This window comes from Biformimicrobium ophioploci, assembly GCF_030270605.1.
GTDB lineage: Bacteria > Pseudomonadota > Gammaproteobacteria > Pseudomonadales > Cellvibrionaceae > Biformimicrobium > Biformimicrobium ophioploci.
In genome coordinates, this window is the sequence record NZ_BSYJ01000001.1 from 327,789 (window position 1) to 351,534 (window position 23,746).

The 23,746-nt window shown below is 58.8% G+C and carries 18 protein-coding genes and 1 tRNA gene; 10 read left to right on the top strand and 9 right to left on the bottom strand.

The genetic code is table 11. From position 1 onward, the window contains the following. Positions 1-41: 41 nt before the first annotated feature. Complete coding sequence (locus tag QSJ80_RS01420) at positions 42-2,264, bottom strand: OsmC domain/YcaO domain-containing protein (protein WP_285762481.1); 2,223 nt, start codon at positions 2,262-2,264, stop codon at positions 42-44. A 235-nt stretch (positions 2,265-2,499) separates the two neighbouring features. Between QSJ80_RS01420 and QSJ80_RS01425 the strand changes: the two genes are divergently transcribed. Beyond that, a tRNA-Arg gene (locus QSJ80_RS01425) sits at positions 2,500-2,576 on the top strand. Between the two features lie 526 nt (positions 2,577-3,102). Here the strand turns inward: QSJ80_RS01425 and QSJ80_RS01430 are convergent. After that, entirely contained in the window at positions 3,103-4,590 is a 1,488-nt protein-coding gene (locus tag QSJ80_RS01430; protein ID WP_285762482.1) for an amidohydrolase family protein, read from the bottom strand. Between the two features lie 167 nt (positions 4,591-4,757). Here QSJ80_RS01430 and QSJ80_RS01435 point away from each other — a divergent pair, with 167 nt between their 5' ends. The 4 genes from QSJ80_RS01435 to QSJ80_RS01450 are packed head-to-tail and all read left to right on the top strand — an operon-like array spanning position 4,758 to position 9,163. Then, complete coding sequence (locus tag QSJ80_RS01435; protein ID WP_285762483.1) at positions 4,758-5,840, top strand: XdhC family protein; 1,083 nt, start codon at positions 4,758-4,760, stop codon at positions 5,838-5,840. After that, complete coding sequence (locus QSJ80_RS01440; RefSeq protein ID WP_285762484.1) at positions 5,837-6,427, top strand: nucleotidyltransferase family protein; 591 nt, start codon at positions 5,837-5,839, stop codon at positions 6,425-6,427. Before QSJ80_RS01435 ends, QSJ80_RS01440 begins: the two co-directional genes overlap by 4 nt. Further along, the gene (locus tag QSJ80_RS01445; protein WP_285762485.1) at positions 6,418-6,909 is read left to right on the top strand and encodes a (2Fe-2S)-binding protein; all 492 of its coding nucleotides are present in this window, start codon (positions 6,418-6,420) and stop codon (positions 6,907-6,909) included. Before QSJ80_RS01440 ends, QSJ80_RS01445 begins: the two co-directional genes overlap by 10 nt. Beyond that, complete coding sequence (locus QSJ80_RS01450; RefSeq protein WP_285762486.1) at positions 6,902-9,163, top strand: xanthine dehydrogenase family protein molybdopterin-binding subunit; 2,262 nt, start codon at positions 6,902-6,904, stop codon at positions 9,161-9,163. The genes QSJ80_RS01445 and QSJ80_RS01450 overlap by 8 nt, the downstream gene beginning before the upstream one ends. Positions 9,164-9,233: 70 nt before the next feature. Here the strand turns inward: QSJ80_RS01450 and QSJ80_RS01455 are convergent, their stop codons facing one another. The 4 genes from QSJ80_RS01455 to hppD form a co-directional block, all read right to left on the bottom strand. Beyond that, complete coding sequence (locus tag QSJ80_RS01455) at positions 9,234-10,028, bottom strand: SDR family NAD(P)-dependent oxidoreductase (protein WP_285762487.1); 795 nt, start codon at positions 10,026-10,028, stop codon at positions 9,234-9,236. A gap of 148 nt (positions 10,029-10,176) precedes the next feature. Further along, positions 10,177-11,184 carry a fumarylacetoacetate hydrolase family protein gene (locus tag QSJ80_RS01460; RefSeq protein ID WP_285762488.1) on the bottom strand — a complete coding sequence of 336 codons (1,008 nt, stop codon included), beginning with the start codon at positions 11,182-11,184 and terminating at the stop codon, positions 10,177-10,179. Positions 11,185-11,215: 31 nt separating this feature from the next. Further along, positions 11,216-11,764, bottom strand: a complete 549-nt coding sequence (locus QSJ80_RS01465; RefSeq protein ID WP_285762489.1) for a VOC family protein — start codon at positions 11,762-11,764, stop codon at positions 11,216-11,218. A gap of 29 nt (positions 11,765-11,793) precedes the next feature. Continuing rightward, a complete protein-coding gene (gene hppD, locus QSJ80_RS01470; protein WP_285762490.1) occupies positions 11,794-12,888 on the bottom strand; it encodes a 4-hydroxyphenylpyruvate dioxygenase in 1,095 nt (364 codons plus the stop codon). Between the two features lie 289 nt (positions 12,889-13,177). On the opposite strand from hppD, the gene QSJ80_RS01475 reads away from it, so the two are divergent. The 4 genes from QSJ80_RS01475 to QSJ80_RS01490 all read left to right on the top strand — a co-directional run bounded on the left by QSJ80_RS01475 (position 13,178) and on the right by QSJ80_RS01490 (position 17,217). Then, entirely contained in the window at positions 13,178-14,536 is a 1,359-nt protein-coding gene (locus QSJ80_RS01475) for a serine hydrolase domain-containing protein (protein WP_285762491.1), read from the top strand. A 199-nt stretch (positions 14,537-14,735) separates the two neighbouring features. After that, positions 14,736-15,473, top strand: a complete 738-nt coding sequence (locus tag QSJ80_RS01480; RefSeq protein ID WP_285762492.1) for a hypothetical protein — start codon at positions 14,736-14,738, stop codon at positions 15,471-15,473. 9 nt (positions 15,474-15,482) lie between these two features. Then, positions 15,483-16,643 carry a M48 family metallopeptidase gene (locus QSJ80_RS01485; protein ID WP_285762493.1) on the top strand — a complete coding sequence of 387 codons (1,161 nt, stop codon included), beginning with the start codon at positions 15,483-15,485 and terminating at the stop codon, positions 16,641-16,643. Beyond that, positions 16,636-17,217 carry a hypothetical protein gene (locus QSJ80_RS01490; RefSeq protein ID WP_285762494.1) on the top strand — a complete coding sequence of 194 codons (582 nt, stop codon included), beginning with the start codon at positions 16,636-16,638 and terminating at the stop codon, positions 17,215-17,217. The genes QSJ80_RS01485 and QSJ80_RS01490 overlap by 8 nt, the downstream gene beginning before the upstream one ends. A 65-nt stretch (positions 17,218-17,282) precedes the next feature. On the opposite strand, the gene QSJ80_RS01495 is transcribed toward QSJ80_RS01490, so the two are convergent. Genes QSJ80_RS01495 through QSJ80_RS01505 form a run of 3 tightly spaced genes read right to left on the bottom strand, consistent with a single transcriptional unit; the run spans position 17,283 to position 21,982 of the window. After that, positions 17,283-19,337: a TonB-dependent receptor gene (locus QSJ80_RS01495; RefSeq protein WP_285762495.1), complete on the bottom strand. Its 2,055-nt coding sequence runs from the start codon at positions 19,335-19,337 to the stop codon at positions 17,283-17,285. Between the two features lie 4 nt (positions 19,338-19,341). Beyond that, positions 19,342-20,427, bottom strand: a complete 1,086-nt coding sequence (locus tag QSJ80_RS01500; RefSeq protein WP_285762496.1) for a PQQ-dependent sugar dehydrogenase — start codon at positions 20,425-20,427, stop codon at positions 19,342-19,344. Between the two features lie 34 nt (positions 20,428-20,461). Next, positions 20,462-21,982 (bottom strand): tryptophan halogenase family protein, encoded by a 1,521-nt coding sequence (locus QSJ80_RS01505; RefSeq protein WP_285762497.1) that lies wholly within the window; start codon positions 21,980-21,982, stop codon positions 20,462-20,464. Between the two features lie 153 nt (positions 21,983-22,135). On the opposite strand from QSJ80_RS01505, the gene QSJ80_RS01510 reads away from it, so the two are divergent. Further along, positions 22,136-23,692: a tryptophan halogenase family protein gene (locus QSJ80_RS01510; protein ID WP_285762498.1), complete on the top strand. Its 1,557-nt coding sequence runs from the start codon at positions 22,136-22,138 to the stop codon at positions 23,690-23,692. Positions 23,693-23,746: the final 54 nt, after the last annotated feature.

The window sequence follows — 23,746 nt, forward strand, 5'->3', positions numbered from 1 at the left end:
TGCTGCTGCTCGACCACACAGCGGTTCATGCGTCCAACTGTTCAACTGCCTCCAGCCGCCTTTTCATCACGGGCAGCACGGGCGGCGCGGGCCGCATGCAGTTTGCGGTAGCTGTCGACCAGGCGCAGGTGTTTATCCAGGCCTTCCATTTGCATATTGGTCGGGGTCAGGCCGTGGAAGCGCACACTGCCGTCCAGCGAACCGGTGACCGCCTTCATGGTATCCAATCCGAACATGCGCCGGAAGTTATCGATAAAGTCTGAAAGCTTTAGTTCTTCGTCCAGCGTCACCTCCAGCGCCGCCTGCAATGCCTGGTAAAACAGCCCGCGCTCGACGGTATTGTCATTGTATTGCAGATAGAGTTCCACCAGCTCCAGTGCTTCGTCGTGCTGCCCCAGCGCGAGGTAAATCAACAGCTTGAGTTCCAGCACCGTCAACTGGCCCCAGACGGTATTCTCGTCGAACTCCACACCGATCAGGGTGATGATGTCGGTGTAGTTATCCAGCTGGCTTTCCTCCAATCGCTCCACCAAGGCTGCTAACTGTTCGTCATCGAGTCGGTGCAGGCTGAGAATATCCTCGCGATAATCCAGCGCCTTGTTGGTGTTATCCCAGATCAGGTCCTCCACCGGATACACCTCGGAATAATCCGGCACCAGGATGCGGCAGGCCGGTACGCCCAGGTCGTCGTAACTGGCGATATACACTTCCTTGCCCATATCCCTGAGGATCTCGAGCAGGTGATCCGCCTCCTGTGTATTCGTTTCCGTATGGTCGCCGGTGAAATCCCATTCACAGAATTCGAAATCGCTCTTCGCGCTGAAGAACCGCCACGACACCACGCCGGTGGAATCGATGAAGTGCTCCACATAATTATTCGGCTCGCGCACCGCCATGCTGTTGAATGTCGGTTGCGGTACATCATTCAGGCCCTCGAAGCTGCGGCCTTGCATCAATTCTGTGAGGCTGCGTTCGAGTGCCACATACATGCTCGGGTGCGCGCCGAATGAGGCGAACACACCTCCGGTACGCGGGTTCATCAGGGTGACGCACATCACCGGGAAGCGTCCGCCGAGAGAGGCATCCTTGACCAGGATCGGGAAACCCTGTTTTTCCAGTGCCTCGATCCCCTCGACAATATCCGGGTACTTCGCCAGCACCTCTGCGGGCACATCCGGCAGCGCCAGCTCTTCTTCGATGATGTGCTTTTTAACGGCGCGCTCGAAAATTTCAGAAAGGCACTGCACCTGTGCTTCCTGTGCAGTGTTGCCTGCGCTCATGCCATTACTCAGGAACAGGTTTTCGATCAGATTGGATGGGAAGTAAACCACTTCGCCATCGGACTGGCGCATGAATGGCAGCGAACAGATACCCCGGTCTCCGCGGCCGGAGTTGGTGTCGATCAGGCTCGAGCCGCGCAATTCGCCATCCGGGTTATAAATGGCGAGGCAGTGCGCATCGAGGATGCCATCCGGCAGGGCGTCATCCGGGCCCGGCACGAACCATTTTTCATTCGGGTAATGCACAAATTCGGCATTGGCAATCTCCTCGCCGAAGAACTGGTCGTTGTAGAAGAAATTGCAGCTGAGTCGCTCGATAAACTCTCCCAGCGCGGAGCACAGCGCAGCCTCCTTGGTGGCGCCCTTGCCGTTGGTGAAGCACATGGGCGACGCCGCGTCGCGTACATGCAGGGACCAGACATGCGGCACGATATTGCGCCAGGACGCAATCTCGATCTTCATCCCCAGACCCGCGAGGATGCCGGTCATATTGGCGATGGTCTGCTCCAGCGGCAGGTCCTTGCCCTCGATGAACGTCTTGTGGTCAGCGTCCGGCTTGACCATCAGCAGCGCCTGCGCATCCTCGACCAGGTTTTCCACCGCCTCGATCTGGAACTCCGGTCCCGTCTGCACCACCTTCTTCACCGTGCAGCGATCGATCGAGCGCAGGATACCGGCGCGGTCTTTTTCGGACAGGTCCTCCGGCAGCTCCACCTGGATCTTGAAGATCTGGTTGTAGCGGTTCTCCGGGTCGACGATGTTGTTCTGCGACAGGCGGATATTGTGCGTGGGGATATCCCGCGCCAGGCAATAGACCCGCACGAAATAGGCCGCGCACAGCGCCGATGACGCCAGGAAATAATCGAACGGGCTGGGCGCAGAGCCGTCGCCCTTATAACGAATCGGCTGATCGGTGATGACCGTAAAGTCGTCGAATTTGGCCTCCAGGCGGAGGTTGTCGAGAAAGTTGACGTTGATTTCCATGCGAGAATCGGGGTTCCGGGAAGATTAGTGGCGCTGTACGCCGATATATGCGGACAAATAGAGCCGCGCATTATGCAGTTTTGCACAGACCGCGTCCCGAAGCGCTGCGCGCAGGACTGGTGAAGTTTTGACCGCCATACGCCAGCCGTGATTTGCCGGATTAGCGCTAGGCGCACCGCCGACGCTTGGGTATAATCCGCGCCCCAAACGTGAAAACCACGTTGGAATCAGTTTTCCGCCCGTAGCTCAGCTGGATAGAGCGTCGCCCTCCGGAGGCGAAGGTCAGAGGTTCGAATCCTCTCGGGCGGGCCATCTAAACGAAAAGGCCACCCATCGGGTGGCCTTTTCGTTTAACCGCCTGATGCGGTTCCGTTGGTCCTCGTTCGAGCCGAGCGCCGCAGGCGCGAGACCAGCGAGCCCGCAGGGCGAAGCTAATCCTCCGCTGGATGGGGTCAGAGATGAGTGGGGTCAGAGTCGTAGACTCTGACCCCTGATGTCATCGCGCGGCCTTTTTTGTTTAACCGCCTGGTGCGGTTCCGTTGGTCCTCGTTCGAGCCGAGCTCCTTAGGCGCGAGACCAGCGAGCCCGCAGGGCGAAGCTAATCCTCCATGGAAGGGGTCAGAGATGAATGGGGTCAGAGCGGCAGCTCTGACCCCTGATACAATCGGGTGGCCTTTTTCGTTTAACCGCCTGATGCGGTTCCGTTGGTCCTCGTTCGAGCCGAGCGCCACAGGCGCGAGACCAGCGAGCCCGCAGGGCGAAGCTAATTCTCCATGGAAGGGGTCAGAGTTAACGACTCTGACCCCGAAAGCACCCTCCCACTCGGCACCGTGGACCGCTATCCTTCTTCCCGAGTTGATCGAGAATACGCCTCAACGTTTCGCAGCAACTCGTCAAGATCACTTCGTCTGAAGACGCGCCCATTGGCAATGACCGTATCGATTGCCAGGGTGTTGGAGATGTCCTCTAGAGGATTCGCAGTAAGGAGAACCAGGTCGGCGAGCTTACCGTTCTCTACAGTACCCAGCAGATCTTCCTGCCCCCGGTAACGCGCAGGACTTAGCGTAGCCGCCCGAAGCACATCCGCCTCGGTCATCCCCGCTTCGACCATGTATTGCAGTTCAGTATGCAGGCTGAAGCCCCAGATGACGCCATACTCACCAGCGTCAGATCCCGCCATGACGGGAATGCCGGCCTCGTAGCTATCGCCGGCTACCTGAAACATCTTGCGGAAATATGGTTGCATCACACGCTTGTAGTCCGGAATGTCACCGAAATAGGCCTCTTCAAGCCGCTCCCATATGACCACCTCCCCGCGAGGCACATATTTCAGATTTGGGTCTTCCCGCCACTCTCCTCTTTGCGACCGGATTCCGTTATAAAACGCCCAAATGTTAAGTGTCGGCACGCTCCAGGTGCCGTTGCCCGCAACGTGTGCGTAAACGCGTTGACATTCTTGCTCGTCAACGTCCTCAGCAAGCTCTAGCAACGCATGCCAAAAGTCGACGGGACGATCATAGGATTCAATGAGTTTGAGTCGCTGTACTTCTTCATTGGCGGAGCACTGTTCCAGGAAGCCCATGGCGTGTTCAATCGTTGAGTGCCCAGCATCAGAGGCCTCAGTGACCCGTACGGTAAGGGGCACTTCTCCTCCAAACTCGAGCCCTAGTTCCTTCGATTCGTCAGCCATCGCGAAATACGCTTCGCGATACATGCCACTGTAGACCTTTATGAGATCGACGCCTCTGCTCTTCAATAACCTTGCATAGCCACGTGCATGCTCTGCAGTTGCCGGGTTCTCAATTGCCGACGCCTCTACGCTGTCAGGACCGTTGGTGTAATAGCTTGAACCAGCAAGCCGCGGACCCACGAACTCGCCAGAAGCGATTTTTTGTCGCCAACCGTCGAACACATGAAACGCCGGGACGGGCTCCCCACAATCACCGCTCTCAAGATGGCAGTCTGCCGCCATACTCCTCGCACCGGTTACACCGTTTGCGATCAGGAGCGGCAACATCGCCTTGGTCGTGTCTTCAACGTCCGCCGTATGGATATGCATATCCCAAAGCCCGGGAATCAGGTACTTGCCGGACCCGTCTATGACACTTGCGCCTGCCGGTGCGACTACATCAGAAGCAGCCCCTACCACGGATATTTTGTCGCCGTCGATCACCACCGATTGGTGAGGAACCACCGAACCGGACCGTGTATCAATGACAGTTGTGTCCTGAATCAGCCAGATCTTGCTCTGGCCGGGCAAAGATCCTTGATCAGAACTGCATGCGAACAGGAAGAATGCGGTAACGAAGATAATAAGGCGTTTCATGGGTCTCACCAATCAGTGAAAGTCGCAAAACTCTAACATGCCCGAGATGAATGGGGTCAGAGCTGTCGCTCTGACCCCATCCACATTCGACTCGGCTCTGACCCCATCGACTCTGACCCCATTGATTCGTATAGTGGTTGGCATCGCATAAACGACCCGACTGAGCGATGCAGAATAAAAACAAACGTACCGCCAATCACCTGACGGCGCTGCTCGATACCTGGTACCCGGAGCGCGATACACGCCGCTGGATACTCGGCACCGTGTACAAGACCTGCGGACCCAGTTACCGCAAGGCCGGCTCCATGATGCTTTGCGATGACCTGGGCAAGTTCTACGGCCTGCTCAGTGGCGGCTGCCTGGAATCCGACATCCTGCGTCACGCCCAGAAAGTACTGGCCAGCGGGCAGGCCACCACGCTGCGCTACGATGGCGCCGACGAAGACGATATCTCTTTCCAGCTCGGGATCGGCTGCGGCGGGGAAGTTCACATCGCCCTGCAACTCATCACGCCCGAGAATAACTACCTGCAGCTTGCAGAATTGCGGGCGCAGCTTTTACAGCGCAAAACCTGTATCTATCGCCAGAAAATTCCCGTTGATGGTGAGTCCCTCGCGCAGTTGACGGAAGACGCCCCTGACGACGTGGGTAAACTGTTTAACCCCGCTACGCGACGCTCGGTGCTTTCCTCAATCGACGGTGACCAGTGGCTGCTGTCAAGGATTGCCCCGGCGCCACATATCCTGATTATGGGCGGCGGCATCGACGCACAGCCCATGGCCGAACAATTCAGGCTACAGGGCTGGGAGGTCAGCCTGTGCGACCCGAGGCCGGCGAACGCGCGTCCGGCTTATTTCCCGGACTGTCACACCTATCGCTGCGCACCGGAAGCATTATCGCAACAACTCGACCTCGACAGCGTCGACGCGGCGGTGGTGATGAATCACAGCTTGCGGCTTGACGCTGCGGCAATTCGGCTGCTGCAACAGCGCCCGCTGCACTACCTCGGACTGCTCGGGCCACTGAGCCGACGCGACCGGGTACTCTCACTTGCCGGCTTGCCTCCGGCAGCTGTGAACAGGCTCTGTGCCGGGATCTTGCGCGCCCCAATCGGCCTCGACCTGGGCGGCGAGTTACCGGAAAGCATAGCGCTGTCGACCTGTGCCGAAATTCACAGCATCCTGCATCGGGCTGATGCCCAGCCACTGAATAAAAAGCAAACCGGCTTCGCACTCGAGGAGAGCGCGTGAGCAAGCTGGCTACCGTGGTACTCGCCGCCGGCGCCGCCAGTCGTTTTGGCCAATGCAAGCTGTTGCTGGCGCAGGACGGTAAAACACTACTGCAGCGCAGGGTCGACGCCGTACGTTCAGCCGGCCTGGCAGAGCCGGTTATTATCACCGGCGCCTGGCATGCGCGTGTGCATGAAAACCATGCGGACCTGGACCTGCGCTTCAACCCGGACTGGGCGCAGGGCATTGGGGGTTCCATTGCATTTGCGATTACGCAGTTACCGGAAAGTGCCGAAGCGGTGCTGTTCCTGCTCGCGGACCAGGTCGCAGTGACAGCCGAGGACCTGCGTACACTGGTAAAACAGTGGGAACAGCACGGGGGAGTCGTAAGTGCTTTGTACCAGGGCGAACCTGGAGTACCCGCGATTTTCCCTCGCAGGCTGTTCGGCGAGCTGCTGCAGCTACACGGCGACCGCGGCGCGAAGAAATTACTGAACAACGATGGCGGCGATGCGATCTATGTGCCCATGGCAGGCGCCGCCATCGATATCGATACCACTGAAGACTGGAATAACTGGCTTGCGAACGGAGAACAAGCATGGAGCTAACCGTTAACGGAGAGAAGCATCAGATTGATGCGGATGAAAACATGCCACTGTTGTGGGCACTGCGGGACTTGCTGCAATTGACCGGCACCAAGTTCGGTTGTGGTGCGGGCCTGTGCGGCGCCTGCACCGTGCATGCCGACGGCATGGCCATCCGCGCCTGCCTGACCCCGGTAAAAGCCGTTGCCGGCCAGCAGATCACCACCATCGAGGGCCTGTCCAGTGCTGGCGACCATCCACTGCAGGAAGCATGGATCAAACATAATGTGCCGCAATGCGGCTACTGCCAGGCCGGCCAGATCATGACCGCGGCTGCGTTTCTGGAAAAGAATCCTTCGCCCTCAGAAGCGGACATCAACCAGGCGATGAGCGGCAACCTTTGCCGCTGCGGTACCTACCCGCGTATCAAGGCCGCCATCAAGGACGCCGCTGCTTCCCACCCGGGCAAAGGGGACGAAATCAATGGGGGCGAAGTCAATGGATAACCGCAAAGGCATCGCGCTGGTCAGCCGGCGTAAATTCCTGCAACTGGCCGGCCTCAGTGGCGGCAGCCTGATCCTGGGCGCGAGCCTGCCGGGCTGGCAGCCTGCCTGGGCGAGTGGGCTCGAAGCAGACACCAAGCTGAATCTTTTTGTCAGTGTCGACTCCGATGACACCGTTTCCATCATCTGCCACCGCTCCGAAATGGGCCAGGGCATTCGCACCGGATTGCCCCAGGTGGTAGCCGATGAAATGGAAGCCGAGTGGGCCAAGGTCAAGGTGGTCCAGGGCCTCGGTGACAAGCGCTACGGCAGCCAGAACACGGACGGTTCCCGCAGCGTGCGCCGCTTCTATGACACCATGCGCAAGATGGGCGCCAGCGCACGCACCATGCTGGAGGAGGCCGCGGCACAGCGCTGGTCTGTGCCGGTTGCCGAATGCGAGGCGCGTGCACACCGGGTGCACCACAAACCCAGTGGCAAATCGGCAAGCTTCGGCGAGCTGGCGGAACTGGCAGCCACCCAGAAAGTACCCGATGACGCATCGCTCAAGCTGAAACCTGCTGAAAGCTTTAAATATATCGGCAAACCGGTGCCGACCTATGACACCCCGGACATGGTCACGGGCAAGGCCGTGTTCGGTCAGGATGTCGTCATCGACAATATGCTGATCGCCAGCATCGAGCGCGCACCCGTTCTCGGAAGCAAACTGGAAAAACTCGATGACAAGGCGGCAAAAAAAATAACTGGTGTGATTGCGGTAGAACGGCTCGATGGCGGTATTGAGCCACCCCTGTTTCATCCGCTTTCAGGCGTAGCTGTACTGGCCACCAATACCTGGGCAACGATGCAGGGCCGCAAGGCGCTGAAGCTAAGCTGGAGCGATACGCCACATGCCCAACACGACAGTGCATCCTTTATCGAGACCCTGAAGCAGCGTGTTTCCGAACCGGGCAAGGTTATCACCCAACACGGCGATGCACAGAAAGCCCTGGAGGCTGCAGACAAGCGCCTGCAGGCCACCTATTCCGCGCCCTACCTTGCGCACGCCACCATGGAACCGGTGAGCGCCACTGCACTGGCGAAGGAAGATGGCTGCGAAATCTGGGCCTGTGTGCAGGACCCGCAATCGGTACAGGCACATGTGGGCACGGCGCTCGGCCTGCCCGCAGAAAAAATCAAAGTTAATGTCACCCTGCTTGGCGGCGGCTTCGGGCGCAAATCAAAACCGGACTTTGTGGTGGAAGCCGCATTACTGTCGAAAAAGACCGGGCGCCCGGTGAAAGTCGTCTGGAGTCGCGAGGACGACATCCACCACGATTACTACCACGCGGCCAGTGCGGCCTTTTTCGAAGCCGGTCTCGACAAAGATGGGAAAGTCAGCAGCTGGTTGCAACGCACTGCCTTTCCCTCGATCGGCGGAACCTTTGCACCCGGAGCGGATCATCCGGCCCCTTTCGAGCTGGACCTTGGCTTTGCCGATATGCCATTCGCAATCGACAATCGCCAGTGTGAAACCGCGCAGGCCGAATACCATACCCGCATCGGCTGGCTGCGCTCGGTGAGCAATATCCAGAATGCATTTGGTGTATGCAGCTTCGCCGACGAAGTCGCGCACGCTGCGGGGAGCAACCCGGAAGAGTTCCTGCTCGAACTGATTGGCCCAGACCGAAAGTTCGACCCGAGCCAGGGCGAATACAAATACAACAACTATGGCGAGAGCCAGGAAAAATTCCCGGTAGATACCGCGCGACTCAAGGAAGTATTGCGCAGGACAGCCGCGAAAGCCGATCTATCATCAGTAGCAAATGGCAGATCATCCGGCGAAGGCTGGGGCATCGCGGTGCATCGCAGTTTCCTATCCTACGTCGGTATCGCCACCAAGGTGCGCGTGCAAAACGGCAAGCTGGAAATACTGGAGATGCACTGCGTCTGCGATGTCGGCCTTGCTGTCAACCCGGACCGCGTGGAATCGCAGATGGAAGGCGCCATGGTATTCGGGCTTAGCCTGGCCCTGATGGGCGAGATAAAAATGGAAAAAGGCGCGGTCAGTAACAGTAATTTCCACGATTACCCATTGCTGCGCATCCAGCAGTGTCCTGCAATGTCGGTGGAAATCATTGCGTCCGAGGAACCACCCGCGGGCGTGGGTGAACCCGGCGTGCCGCCGGTTGCACCGAGTATCACCAACGCCATCTTTGCGGCAAGTGGTACGCGCATTCGAGACCTGCCGATCAATCGGCACCTGACGCTGGCTTGAGTAATAGCTGAGGAAAGGCCCGCATTGGTTTTTCCATGCGGGCCCTGACCCTGCTCGCAGGCCGAGGCGGTCAGACAATACTTTTTATCAGCCCGCCCTCTGCCTTGATGCTGGCACCGTTGACCGCTGCACTGAGCGGTGACGCAATAAATGCAACGACGGCCGCAATTTCCTCAGGCTTGATAAACCGCTGCAAAAGAGAGTTCGGCTCGGTTTCCTGGAAAAAATCTGCCACGAACTGATCTTCTGTTTTGCCCTGCACTTTCGCGCTTTCCTTGAGCCACTGCTCCACACCTTCGGTCAGTGTGGGCCCCGGCAGGACCGAATTGACGGTAATATTTTTGCCGGACCCCTTGGTAAGGTTGGCGAGTCCCCTACCCATCACAATCTGCGCACCCTTGGTCACCGAGTAGTGCACCATGCTCTCCAGGCCGCGCATGCCGGCCTCGCTGGAAATATTGATGATGCGGGCAAAATCCTGCTGCTGCATTTTCGGGAAAAAATACCGGCACAGGCGCACCGTGCTCATCACATTGATATCGAGGATGGACTGCCATTCCTCATCGGAAATCTCGGCGAAGGGACGCGGACTAAAGATACCCATGTTGTTGATCAGGATATCCAGCGGTCCGTGCTGCTCTATCTCCGCGCAGATCCGGTCAGTCTCCTCCGGCTTCGATAAGTCGCCCTCCACACCCAGGGCTTCTCCCATCGCGCTGAGCTCTGCGACTGCGGCTTCGGTACCGGAGCGACCATTGATAATCACACGGGCACCGTCGCGCAACAGTGCCTCCGCGACCGCACGGCCAATACCCTTGGTGGAGCCACTGATAAATACGAGTTTCCCCTTGAGCTGCAGGTCCATAAACATTCTCCCGGTTTCCCCGGGAATGATAGTTTCAGCAGGTGGTGATAGCAGGCCTGGGGAGGAGTTTAGGTAAGGCGGCTTCGTTTGCGATCAAATGCCTCCCCTGGCAGGCAAACACCCGCCAGGGAAGATTGGGAAGGGAAAATCAGCTTTTTTCTACGACCTGTTCAATACGCCCGAAGATGGACTGGCCGCCCTGGTCGAACATCTCGATGGCAACGGCATCGCCGAACTTCATAAACGGCGTGGACGGTTTGCCATCCTTGATGGTTTCGATCATGCGGATCTCCGCAATACAGCTGTAGCCGACACCGCCCTCGGCCACCGGCTTGCCCGGGCCGCCATCGAGCTTGTTGGACACGGTGCCCGAGCCGATGATGGTACCGGCACACAACGGGCGCGTACGTGCGGCGTGCGCGATCAACTGGCCGAAGTCGAATGTCATGTCGACGCCGGCTTCCGGTTTGCCGAAGACCTCTCCATTCAGGTGCGATACCAGCGGCAGGTGCAGCTTGCCACCCTTCCAGCTTTCGCCGAGTGCAGCCGGGGTCACACAGACCGGCGCAAAGGCGCTGGACGGCTTGGACTGGAAGAAACCGAAGCCCTTGCCCAGTTCATTCGGGATCAGGCCGCGCAGGGATACATCATTGACGATCATCACCAGGCGGATATGGTTCAGCGCCTCTTCCGCTGATACACCCATGGGCACATCGCCGGTAATCACGGCCACCTCGGCCTCGAAATCGATTCCGAAGCCCTCGTCCTGCGGCATCACGATGGGCGCACGCGGGGCCAGGAAGCTGTCGGAACCACCCTGGTACATCAGCGGGTCGGTCCAGAAGCTTTCCGGCATCTCGGCGTTGCGCGCCTTGCGCACCAGCTCCACATGGTTCACATAGGCACTGCCGTCTGCCCATTGGTAGGCACGCGGCAACGGTGAGTGGCACGCAGCTTGGTCGAAGGCCTGCCCCTCTACCTCACCACGCTGCAATTTTGCATGCAGGTCCTCGAGCTTTGCCGAAACACTGTCCCAGTTGTCCAGCGCGTTTTGCAGCGTCGGGGCGATTTCAGCTGCGGATACCATGCGGCTAAGGTCGTCACTGACCACGACGAGTTGGCCGTCTCGGCCGGAAATCAGGCTGGCTAGCTTCACGGTGCCTTCCTCTTGCTTTCAGTCTGTGAGTTTAAGGGTCCAGGGATTTGAATTTTACGTCGCCGTGCATCCAGGCGGCGTGTCTAGGCGCTTTCTTGGTGCGCGACCACTCTTCCAGCATTTCTTCCGCCACCCGCTTGAGCTCCCGGTGCATGCCCGGTTCCGCGGTGTTGGCGGCGAGCTCTATACGGTGCCCGTTCGGGTCGAAAAAATAGATCGACTGGAAAATGGTGTGGTCGGTGGGGCCGAGTACTTCAACGCCCGCACCCTCGAGTTTGGCTTTCATCGCCAGCAGCTCGTCCATGCTCTCCACTTCCAGGGCGATATGTTGCACCCATGCCGGCGTGTTTTCATCGCGGCCCATTTCCGGGGAGTTGGGCAGCTCGAAAAACGCCAGCACGTTGCCCTGCCCCGCATCCATGAAGATATGCATATACGGGTCCGGTGCCCCGGTGGAGGGCACCCTGTCTTCGGCAATGGCGAGCTGGAATTCCATGCCCAGCAGGTCGCGGTAGAACTCCACCGTTTCCCTGGCGTCGCGGCAGCGATAGGCGACGTGATGAATACGCTTTATAGCCATATCAGGCCTCCGGTATACATACGGCCTTATCAGGCCGCATCGTCCTTGCTCTGGTCGCCAATCACGCCGCGATTGAGCTGGTCACGCTCGATGGACTCGAACAGCGCCTTGAAGTTACCTTCACCGAAACCCTCGTCTTCCTTGCGCTGGATAAATTCGAAGAATACCGGGCCGAGCATGTTGGCAGAGAAAATCTGCAACAGCAGGCGCGGCTGGCCGCCTTCGGTGGTACCGTCCAGCAGGATGCCGCGGCTCTTGAACTCTTCGGTGGGCTCACCGTGGCCCGGCAGGCGCTCTTCCAGCATTTCGTAATAGGTATCCGGCGGCGGGGTCATGAACTCCATGCCGCGGGCCTTGAGGCGATCCCAGCAGGCGATGAGGTCGTCACAGGCAAAGGCAATGTGCTGGATGCCCTCACCGTTGTACTTCATCAGGAATTCCTCGATCTGGCCGCCGCCGCCAGCGGCTTCCTCGTTCAGCGGGATACGGATCTTGCCGTCAGGCGCGGTCATGGCCTTGGACAACAGGCCGGTGTACTCGCCCTTGATATCGAAGTAACGGATTTCACGGAAGTTGAACAGGTCTTCGTAGTACTTGGCCCAGTAATCCATACGGCCGCGATAGACGTTATGGGTGAGGTGGTCCAGAGTGTGGAAGCCACAGCCTTGCGGATGCTTGTCAACGCCTTCCAGCCAGTGGAAGTCGATGTCGTAGATGCTCTCGCCTTCCTTGTACCGATCGATCAGGTACAGGGTCGCGCCGCCAATACCCTTGATCGCCGGCAGGCGCAGTTCCATTGGGCCAGTTTCCACGATCACCGGCTGGGCGCCCTTCTTGATCGCTTCGTTGTATGCGAACGTGGCATCTTTCACGCGGAAGGCCAGGCCACAGGCGGACGGGCCGTGCTCGCGCGCGTAGTAGTCGGCATGGCTGCCCTTTTCATAGTTGGTGATGAAATTGATATCACCCTGACGCCACAACTCCACGTCTTTGGTACGGTGGCGGGCCACCTTGGTGAAGCCCATAGCCTCGAATACGGTTTCCAGAATGCCCTTTTCCGGCGCTGTGAATTCAACAAACTCGAAGCCGTTCAGGCCCATCGGGTTTTCAAACAAATCGGACATAGCATCCTCCAGTCTCTGTACGGCCCAGCGCCATTGTCGCTGCGGTGATTGTTATAGTAATTTCAGGCGCACAAAAATAGTTTCACATGTAACCAAAGTAAAGAGGCGATCGAGAACAAAGTCCATTTTTCGGTCACATCTGTCTGAAAAAGACGCATTTCCGTCCCGCAAAGGCCTTTTTCGCGCCAGCGGGACCGGTACAATCGGCAGTTGCTTTCCAGATACGGCCCGCGCGGGCGTATATGCGTCATACGAAAAGACAAAAAGTACGGTAAAGACAAAGAGTACGATGAAGAGACTAATCACGATCCCGCTGGCCACCCTTGCCGCGCTGGCACTGGCCTTCGCCCTGCTGGCCCCGAAGCTGCTCGGCTTTTCCGCCACCCAGCTGCCCGCCGCCGTGCGTGTAGCCACCGGCATGGGCGCCAAACTGGCCTGTTCCGCCTATTTCGTATCCGGTTTTGACAAGGACCGGATTTTGGAGGACCTCGCCTCCTATTCCCCGGCCAACCGCCTGCTGGATCTCGAGTACGGCGCCCAGAGCGTGACCGCGACCCTGTTCGGCCTCGGCAAGACCAGTGCCACCTTCCGCAAGGATCTCGGCTGTAGCCTGGATATCGGCAACACCGCGCCACTCAACACCGTACGCGCGCCCGCCCCGATCGCCGTGGACGCGCCATGGCCTGCGGGCGACAAGCTCGACAGTATCGACCCGGCGCTGCAGCTGCGCCTGGACGCCATTCTGGCAAAGGATAATGGGGCAGGCCTGGATACCCGTGCGCTGGTGGTGGTGCAGGATGGCAAGCTGGTTGCCGAATCCTATGGACCGGGCATCGACGCTCGCACACCACTGCTCGGCTGGTCCATGGGCAAGAGCGTCACTGCCATGCTCTATGGGCGCATGGAAGCCCTGGAGATTGCCAATAGCGCCGGTACGCCATTATTCAGCAGCTGGGCAGACGACGCGCGTGCGAAGATCGAAATGGACGACCTGTTGCATATGGCATCCGGCCTGCAATTCGATGAGACCTATGCGCCGGGGAGTGATTCCACGCGCATGCTGTTTAACGCACACAGCGCATCGGACGTGGCCATGGACAGCCCGGCACTGCACACGCCAGGCCAGCACTTTTCCTACTCTTCCGGCACCACCAACCTGATTGCGCGCTGGGTGCACGACCAGCTCGGTGGCAGCGCGCAGGAAAGCATCAATTTCCTGCACCGCGAGCTACTGCAGCCACTCGGGATGCAGCACACCATTCTGGAAACCGACCCCAGCGGTGTGTTTGTCGGCAGCTCCTACATCTACGCCAGTGGCCGCGACTGGGCACGCCTGGGGCAGGTCATGCTCGATAAGGGTGAGATGAATGGCCAGCGTATCCTTTCCGAGGACTGGGTGGCGCGCGCGCAGGCACCGAACAATTCGGAAAACGACCCCCGTTACGGTTACCAGTTCTGGCTGAACGGTGGCGGCGACGCCCTGCGCTTCCCGGAGCTGCCGGCCGATGCCTACTTTATGCTGGGCAACCGGGAGCAGGCACTGATGATCTCGCCCGCCACCGGCACCGTGATTGTGCGCGTCGGCTGGACCGCGACCGACTACCCGACCGGGGAAAATTTCAGCCAGCTGCTACCGGCTTCCCACTGAGTCCGCACTCTGCGCCTGCTCAACGTCATTTTAGAGCGCTGTCAGGCGCAGAATCTGCGGTTGACGCTGTAATTTTTCCGCAACTGCATAAATAGGGCGTCCGTCCCTATTTTTTGACTCCCAATTCCCTTAACGTTGCAATCTGGCCGCTTCAGCGGCCGGATAAAAAACAATAAATTTCTTGGGGGAATTTGTCCGAATGGATCACACCACGACCATGCGGAGCGCGCGCTCGTTCCGCAGTATTACAAAACTGCTGCTAACCGCATTCGCGGTCATCTACCTGAGCGGCTGCGCCGCGACCCACGTATCCAAGATCGATCAGCTGAGCACCATCGATGGCAGCTCCGAGATCGTGCTCATGCCCCTGGATGTGGAGCTCAGCATTCTGACAGCCGCCGGTCTTACCGAGCCGCAGGCAGAGTGGACCCAGAACGCGGTACAGCACATCAAGACTGCTGCCAGGGAGGAGTTTGCCCGACGTAATTCCAACCTGTTGCTGTTCGACGCCGGTGGCCTCAATGCCGAATCCACCCTGGTCCAGCTACAGAAGCTGCACGAAGCCGTCGGATACACCATCCGCCTGCACCACTACGGGCCGCTCAAGCTTCCAACCAAAAACAACCAGATCGACTGGACCCTGGGCGACGATATCGCGGCACTCAAGGAACACACAGGCGCGGACTATGCGATGTTTGTTTTCGTGCGTGACAGCTATGCCAGTGCCGGCCGCGTGGCCGTTCAGCTGCTTGGCGCAGTAGCCGGAGTTGGTGTTGCCGGCGGCACCCAGTACGGCTTTGCTTCCCTGGTCGACCTGAACAGCGGCGAGATTGTCTGGTTCAACCAGCTCATCAGCGGCTCCGGTGACCTGCGCACCAAAAAAGCGGCCGACAAGACAGTGACAGCGTTATTGAAAACCCTTCCTTCCGCGGGGTGAGTCAATCGCATGCACACACTTACTCACAGACTGCTGGGCCTTGTAATGGCCTCCCTGGTGAGCAACGCCGTTGCCGCAGCAACCAGCTATCCGCCGGCTTTTGACCCCGGTTACCGGCCCGAAGCTTCCTCCGACGAAGGCGGTTTCTGGTATCAGGTCGATAAGCTGGAGCGGGACATTCAGCACTCCCCGTTTGTGGTTACGGACCCCGCGCTGAACGACTACGTCGGCAATATGGTCTGTAAACTTGCGGGAGACTACTGCAGCGATATCCGGGTTTACGTTATCGAAAATCCGCATTTCAATGCGGCCATGTTTCCCAACGGCATGATGCATATCCACTCGGGCCTGCTGCTGCGCGTCGAAAGTGAATCCCAGCTCGCGGCTGTACTTGGGCACGAGATAGGTCACTACCTGCGCTCACACCACCTCAAGCAGTGGCGCGGCCTGCGTGATGGCGCTGGCGTTTCCATGGTGTTCGACATGTTGCTGACCGGTGGGCTGATGACCTGGGCTGTGATGGCCGGTAATAGTTCTTTTGGGCGCAACCAGGAAATTGAAGCCGATGCCATCGGTGCCAACCTGATGCACGCCAGCGGATATGCGCCTGTCGAAGCTGCAAACCTGTGGCGCTATGTAGATGCCGAACAGAAAGCAGATAGCAGCAGGCAGGCCAGCAGCGTATTTTTCGCCACCCACCCTCAGCCCAAGGAGCGAATAGCAAAACTGGAAGCGCACATCAGCCAGCTACCAGAAACCGGAAATACGCTAAAGAACAACGGCCTGATCGAAAAGATCATGCCGCTTTATCGCACGTTTATGGCCAACCATCTGGAAATGCAGGAGTACGAACAATCCGAATTGTTGCTCGCGAAACATGAAGAGATGGGCTACCCAGAGGCGGAAGTGCGTTTCTTTCGCGGGGAACTGCACCGGTTAAGGAACCAGCCAGGCGACCAGGACCTTGCGGTTGATGCTTACACCGCATCCCTGAAACTGGACAACCCCGTCCCGGATGCGCACAAGCACCTCGGCTATCTCCATTTACGCAAGAAAAACAATACCGAGGCTTTATCGCACTTCCGCAACTACCTGGCACTCGCACCAGACGCTTCGGACAAGCAGATGATCGAATTCTATATAAATTCTTTGGAGTCAAAAAATGATTAAACAGATTAAAAGGCTATTTATACTGGGCTTGCTTTCCTCCCTCGCAGGCTGTGTCCAGTACAGCCTGGTGCCAGCCGGATCCGCTGTCTCGGCCAAGGGTATCACCGTCACCCCGCCAATGGACTGGAACAAGTCTCCTGCGAACCTTGGTAAAAAAGTTGAGATCTGGACCCGCGATGGGGTAAGCCTCGACCAGCTGATTTTTATTGGTGGTATCAGTGACGGGGAAACACTGTTCAAATCCTGGAACAAAGCTCTGCCCATGCCAGCCTTCAATGCGGGCATGCTGCCCAATGATGTTGAAGACCTGGTAAAGACCTCACTGAAAAACCTGGCAGGCGGTGAAATCCAGATTGATACCAGTAACCTCAAACCCACAGAATTCGGTGGTACCTTCGGATTTGAGTTTGAACTGGATTACTTCGAAAAGAGCGGCCTGAAAAAACGTGGCAATGCGTTTGCGGTAATCAAGGATGAGCAACTTTATGTCATCCTGTTTACTGCGGCTGACCTGCACTACTTCGGCGAACACCTTCCGGAAGTACGCAAGCTCTTTGAGTCTGCGGTAATCTGATTCAGCCAGGAGCGGCTGACAGATTTTGCTACAGGGGCCACCACGTGGCCCCTTTTTATTTTTATCTACAACTCAAATTTCGCACCGAACCTGACTACCCGCGGCGAGCCCGGGAAATAGCGGTCCCCGGAGAAGCTGCTGAAATCTGCGCGCGATGCGTAGCGTTCATCCAGTGCATTTTCCAATTTCAGGAAAACCGTGACCGAATCCGTAAATTGCCTATCTGCCGTCAGGTGCAGCAACCGATGGCCGGGGTACTGGTGCAGGCTCTGCGGGTCCGTATAGTATTTCCCAACGTAATCCAGTGCAGCCCGCACGTTCCAGCGATCGCCAATGCGCTGGTCGATAGAGGCACCGCCAAACCACAGGGGCGCTGAGTCCATCAGGTTGCCTGTCGTACCCGCCACCTGGTCATTGCGGTAGCGGTGCTCGCCGTAATTCAGCAGCAAGCTGAACGTTGTGCGATCCGTCAACGATACCCGCGCCCGGCTCTCCAGGCCGCGGTGCGCGGTCTTACCGCCGGAGACGTTAAAGAAATCCGCATTCCGGTAGATGACGTTGCGCTTGCGCTGCTGATAGGCCGCCAGTTCAAATTCCACACGGGCGATGGAGCCGCGTATCCCCACTTCGCCGCTGAACGCTTGCTCGGGATCGAGGTCAGCGACCTGCTGCACGCGCTGCAGGCGGTACAACTCTGCAGCCTGCGGCGTGCGATAGCCATTCGAAAGGTTTGCGTAAAACTGCAATGATTCGCCCATCCGGTAAGCGAGGCCCGCACGCACCGCACTGCTGACAAAATCATCTGCCCTGTCGGCAGGCCGCGAGTAGCGGCACCCACCAAAGGCGCAGGGCTCGCCATTCGCATCCGTGCGCCCATCGGGCAAATGGTTGTCGTAGTCGTAGCGCGTCCAGCCCGTACGCAACCCGGCATCGAAAACCAGCGCCTCACTGAGGGGGCGTCGGTAGCTGCCAAATACCGATAGTGATGCCGCCATCACGTCATAGCGGTACTGGTAACCCGCCGGAATCGTAGCTTGCAGGAAGGCAGAACCCTCTGTCGGCTCGGCCTGGAACTGCTCCAGGTAGGCGTCGGTCAATTCAGCCTCGGTGCCGTAATCCACCCGCCCACCAGCAAATGGCAGCCAGCCGCCTGCGCGTGCACCGACAGACGCATGGCTATTTTCTTCATCCGGCTGCCCCGGCAGGAAATGCATGCGAAATGCCATGTTGGTATCGCGGAACCAGGCGCTGAGCGCACGGCCCTGCTGGTCCCGCTCGTCGGTGCCGACGCGTACCTGGCCACGTATGGACCTTGCGGCACGGTAGGCGCCGGGCGTCGGGTTGGCCTCGCTCAGCGTTGTGTCTTCATAGGCGCGGTAGCCGCTGACGTAGCCGGCGGAGTCCTGGTCGAGATCCGCGAAGTGTATGGATGCGCGCAGTTGGCCTGTTGTCCCGCTGTGCTGCAGTTGCCACAGGCCGGTCGTCTGACGGTAGGTATTGTCCTGGCGAAAACCGTCGTTGCGAATATGTGCAAGACCCAGGGACTGGCCGCGCTGCGCATCACCCCGTGACAGGTCGAGGGCGGCCTTGGCGAAGCCCTGTTCGCCGTGCCAGAGGCTGAGCCCGGAACGGTCCCGCTCTGGCAAACGCAGGCGCGTGTCGATCACGCCATTGGTTGCGTTGGCGCCATGCACCATGCTGGCGGTACCGCGCACCACCTCCACACGCTCGGCGAACTCCAGCGGCGCCTCGAACAGCTCATTGATGTTACAAAAACCCGGTGCACGCAGTGCAACGCCGTCGAGCGTTGCACGGATACTGCCGCAGGCGGCCGCACCGGTGAGCACAGGAGAGCGCACAGCGGGCAGGTATTCAATACCATTGCCGCGCGCGATATTCACGCCCGGGGCATTGTTCAGCAGCTGCTGCACATGTGCGTAACCGCTGCGCGTGATTTCCTCATCGTCAATTACCGCGGTGTTGCCCGCGAGATCGGCAAGCACCAGCGGCTGCTGGTGTGCCGTCACCACCACCGTATCCAGCAGCGGTGCCGGCTCTGCGGCATCCACAATCAAAACGGGGAATAGTAGCGATAGCGCCGTAGCAAACTGCTTATCCACTAACTTACTTTCCCGCGTAGGTTACACGGTAGATCACACCGCCCTGGTCATCCGACACCAGCATGGCGCCATCGGGCATCACCAGCAGGTCTACCGGGCGGCCCCAGTTATTCTCCCCCTCGAGCCAGCCGTCGATAAACGGTTCGTAGGCGGTCGCCTTGCCGTTTTCATCCAGGGTCACCAGCGTCACCCGGTATCCGATCTTTTTACTGCGGTTCCAGGAGCCGTGCTCGGCAATAAACACCTGGTTGCGGTATTGCGCCGGGAATTGGTCGCCGGTGTAGAACTTGATACCCAGTGGCGCCACATGGGGGCCGAGGTTCTGGACCGGAGGTACGTAGTCTGCACAGCTTTTGCCTTCACCGAATTCAGGGTCGAGGGTATCGCCCTGATGGCAGTAGGGGTAACCAAAATGCATGCCCGCTTTCGGGGCGCGGTTCAGTTCGCAGGCAGGCATGTCATCGCCCATCATGTCGCGACCGTTTTCAGTGAACCAGAGCTCCCCGGTTTGCGGGTGCCAGGTAAAGCCGACGGTATTGCGCACGCCTTTGGCAAAGGTTTCCATTTTCTTGCCATCCGGGCTGATACGGCGGATTTCTGCAAACCCTTCTTCATCGCAGATATTGCATGGCGCGCCCACTGGCACATACAACCAGCCATCCGGTCCGAAAGCGATATATTTCCAGCCGTGGTGACGGTCCGGGAACTGGTCGGTAACCACGACCGGCTCCGGCGGGTTATCGAGCCGCGCCTCGATATCATCGAAACGCAGGATACTGGTCACCGCGCTGACCCAGAGCGCGCCATCACGAAAGGCGACACCGGTCGGCTGGTAGAGGTCCTCGGCAATGGTAATGACGCGGTCCGCACGATTGTCTCCGTCGTCATCGCGCAGTGCATAGACCTTGCCCTCGCGGCGGCTGCCTACAAAGATGGTCCCCTTGTCACCCCGCGCCATATGGCGCGCATTCGTCACGCCATCGGCGAACACCTCAATTTTAAATCCCTCGGGCAGGCGCAGCTTGTCCAGAGGCACTTCGGCGAAAGCAAAGTTGCTGGCCAGGGCGAGCAGAATCACTCCAAGTCGCATTGGTATTCTCCCGGTATTCTTTCCCAATATTCGGTTACTGTTGCTCGAGGGCTTCGAGTTGCTGCTGGTGCGGCCGGAACCTTGGCAGGTTCGACTCGCAGAAGGCGCGTACCGCGTCGATGCTATCGCCCCGCCGCGCCGGATCGGCTTTCAGCCGGACGGGAAAGCGACCCATTCCCGCGAGCAGGCAGTACCAGCTCGGGCCCGAATAGATCAGCTTGGCGCCCTCGCGCTCGAGCATCGCGTCAAAGTCACTATCGCCATCCCACACCGCCAGGATGGCTCGCAAGCGCTCGGATATGTGGATTTCCTCACGTGCAGCGCGCCAGTATGGGGTGTCGTCGCGGTTGTTGAGCGCATAGTGGGCAGCCACATAATCCAGCACCCCGTCAAACAGCTCGTTGATGTGCAGATTGTATGCTTCCTGTATGCCCTGTTGCTCTCTGCATATCGCAGAATCCATGGTGCCCGGCTCAAAACGCTCAAGGAAGCGCTCAATGGTGAATTGCACCAGCATCAGCGCCGTGGCTTCCAGCGGCTCGATAAAGCCCTGCGACAGTCCGACAGCGAGGCAGTTGCCGTGCCAGTGCTGTTCAGTGCGGCCCACCCGCATTTTTACATGGTTCAGCCTGGTCTCGTCTGCCAGGCCGAGTTTTTCGCGCAGCTCCTGGCCCGCCTGATCCGCGCTGATAAAGCGGTCGCTGTAGACATACCCACAGCCGGTGCGGGTCTGCAGCGGAATGCGCCACATCCAGCCGGCGGACATCGCCTCGGAGACCGTTTCCGAGATCAACGGCGCATCATCGTCGCGCGGCACCTGCACCGTCACAGCGGCATTGTTGTACAGGGTGTCGCTGAACTCGCGGAACCGGTAGCCCGGCATGCCGCCGATCAGCATGGCCCGGAAGCCGGTGCAGTCGACGAAGAAGTCCGCCTCGATATGGCCGGCGGACGCCGCCCGCACCGCGACAACCCGGTCGCCGTCACGCTCGACATGTTCCACCGTATCGACGATATGGCGCACACCCAAAGACCGGGCTTTTTCCCGCAGGAATGCCCCGAGCAGCCCAGCATCGAAGTGGTAGCCGTAGTCCATCTCGAACGGCATGGGCTGCGCGGCAACCGGCGCGCGCGCGGATGCAGACAGGAATGGGGCGTGAAAGAAATCCGTGGGGTTGGCAGGCACGTCGAGGCCGCTGCGACGCAAATTGGCGTTGCGGAAAAACTCCATTCCGACCTCGCGGTCAAGCGGCGAGAAAAACGGGTGGTAGTAGGATTCGTAGCCGGTCGCCGTGGACCAGTTGGGGAAGCGGATACCGCATTTGTAGGTGGCATTGCAGGCCGGCATCCACTCGGACTCGGGGATTTCGAGGGTCCGGAAAAAGGATTTCAGGTAGGGAGTGCTGCCCTCGCCAACGCCAATGGTGCCGATCTGGTCTGACTCCAGCAGTGCGATTTCAACGCCCTGCCCGTGCCAGTACTTTGCCATCAGGTTGGCGGCCATCCAGCCGGCGGTACCGCCGCCGACTATCAAAACAGAAAAGGGCTTGTCCAAAGCGCGCTCCAGCGATTCCTGCAGGCTGCCAATTGCACAAAAATGGCGCTATTCAGGCCTGCCCGCAGGGATTAAGATAATTCGATAAATCCAGTTAGAACAAAGCATTACAACATCGAACAGGGCCGCAAACAACGGCACTGCGGGGGCCGCTTGAGCAACATTAAAGACATATTGATCGTAGGCGGCGGTACCGCCGGCTGGCTGGCTGCAGCTTCCCTGGCACGCCAGCTGAATATTCTCGAAGACCCGGAGATGAGCATCACCCTGGTGGAGTCACCGGACACGCCCACCATTGGCGTTGGCGAGGGCACCTGGCCCACCATGCGCAGCACCCTGAAACGCATCGGCATCGATGAGACGGATTTTATTCGCGAATGCGATGTGTCCTTCAAACAGGGGACCAAATTCGTCAACTGGCACCAGCTCAACGAAGATGGCAGCGACGCGGCCTACCATCACTCTTTCGAGCTGCCCCACGGACAGTGGCGCACCTCACCGGGCCCCTACTGGCAGATGCTGGAAAAGGAACTGGGCCTACCCTATGCCGAAGCCATTTCGGTCCAGCCCCACGCCTGCCGGGAACACTTCGCCCCCAAGACCATGACCACGCCCGCCTACGAGGGCATCCTCAATTACGCCTACCACCTGGATGCCGGCAAGTTTGCGAAGATGCTGGCCCGCTTTGCCACCGAACAGCTCGGCGTCAGGCATGTGCAGGCGCATATCGAACAGGCCCACCTAGACGAAGATGGCTACATCCGTTCGGTCAGTACGCGCGAGGCCGGTGAGCTGCACGGGGATTTCTTTGTGGATTGCAGCGGCTTCACCAGCCTGTTGCTGGACAAGACCTACAACATACCGTTCCGGTCCGTCAGCGATACCCTGTTCGTCAACAGCGCGATCGCCATACAGACGCCATATGAAAGCGAAGACGCACCCATAGCGAGCCCCACTATTTCCACCGCGCAGAAGGCCGGCTGGATCTGGGACATCGGCCTGCAGAGCCGGCGCGGTACCGGTCATGTCTACAGCGATAATTACATGAGTGACGACGAAGCCGAGACCACACTGCGCCGTTACCTGGGCCCGGCATCAGAAAACCTGGATGCAAAGCTGATCAAGATGCGGCTCGGTTACCGGGAGAAAGTCTTTCACAAGAACTGCGTCGCCATTGGGCTGTCAGCGGCCTTCCTGGAGCCGCTCGAGGCCAGCGCAATCTTCCTGATCGAGGCGTCCTGCAATATGCTCGGGGAGCTGTTCCCGGACTCACGGGAAATGATGTCGCTGCTGGAGAAAAAATATAACCAATCGTTCCTAAAACGCTGGCATGCCGTGGTGGACTTCATCAAACTGCACTACGTACTGTCTGGCCGAACCGACTCCGAGTTCTGGATTGACAATACCAATCCCGGTACGGTGCCTGACACGCTGAAAGCGCACCTCGAGTTCTGGGCCCACCACCCCCCAAGCCGGTTCGAACTATCCAGTGCACTGGAGCCGTTCGTGCGTGAAAGCTATGAGTTCATTCTGTATGGCATGGGCCACCACAGCCGCTACACGCCCAACCCGGCGCGACTGCCACACCTGGATTATGCGCGGGAGAACTTTGCCCGTATCGCGCAGACGCGCAAGGAAATGCCAGAGCACCTGGTCACTAACCGCCGGTTACTGGAACAGTTGCAAAAGCATCGCTTCCAGGCGATCTGAGCAGAAAAATTTCAGGCATAAAAAAACCGGCGTTTTCACGCCGGTTTTTTCGTT

What these genes read in the sequence shown, in the direction of transcription:
- QSJ80_RS01455 (WP_285762487.1), bottom strand. Translation starts at nt 10,028, where the DNA reads ATGGACCTGCAGCTCAAGGGGAAACTCGTATTTATCAGTGGCTCCACC.
- QSJ80_RS01450 (WP_285762486.1), top strand. Translation starts at nt 6,902, where the DNA reads ATGGATAACCGCAAAGGCATCGCGCTGGTCAGCCGGCGTAAATTCCTG.
- QSJ80_RS01480 (WP_285762492.1), top strand. Translation starts at nt 14,736, where the DNA reads ATGGATCACACCACGACCATGCGGAGCGCGCGCTCGTTCCGCAGTATT.
- hppD (WP_285762490.1), bottom strand. Translation starts at nt 12,888, where the DNA reads ATGTCCGATTTGTTTGAAAACCCGATGGGCCTGAACGGCTTCGAGTTT.
- QSJ80_RS01465 (WP_285762489.1), bottom strand. Translation starts at nt 11,764, where the DNA reads ATGGCTATAAAGCGTATTCATCACGTCGCCTATCGCTGCCGCGACGCC.
- QSJ80_RS01490 (WP_285762494.1), top strand. Translation starts at nt 16,636, where the DNA reads ATGATTAAACAGATTAAAAGGCTATTTATACTGGGCTTGCTTTCCTCC.
- QSJ80_RS01475 (WP_285762491.1), top strand. Translation starts at nt 13,178, where the DNA reads ATGAAGAGACTAATCACGATCCCGCTGGCCACCCTTGCCGCGCTGGCA.
- QSJ80_RS01445 (WP_285762485.1), top strand. Translation starts at nt 6,418, where the DNA reads ATGGAGCTAACCGTTAACGGAGAGAAGCATCAGATTGATGCGGATGAA.
- QSJ80_RS01485 (WP_285762493.1), top strand. Translation starts at nt 15,483, where the DNA reads ATGCACACACTTACTCACAGACTGCTGGGCCTTGTAATGGCCTCCCTG.
- QSJ80_RS01500 (WP_285762496.1), bottom strand. Translation starts at nt 20,427, where the DNA reads ATGCGACTTGGAGTGATTCTGCTCGCCCTGGCCAGCAACTTTGCTTTC.
- QSJ80_RS01420 (WP_285762481.1), bottom strand. Translation starts at nt 2,264, where the DNA reads ATGGAAATCAACGTCAACTTTCTCGACAACCTCCGCCTGGAGGCCAAA.
- QSJ80_RS01430 (WP_285762482.1), bottom strand. Translation starts at nt 4,590, where the DNA reads ATGAAACGCCTTATTATCTTCGTTACCGCATTCTTCCTGTTCGCATGC.
- QSJ80_RS01435 (WP_285762483.1), top strand. Translation starts at nt 4,758, where the DNA reads ATGCAGAATAAAAACAAACGTACCGCCAATCACCTGACGGCGCTGCTC.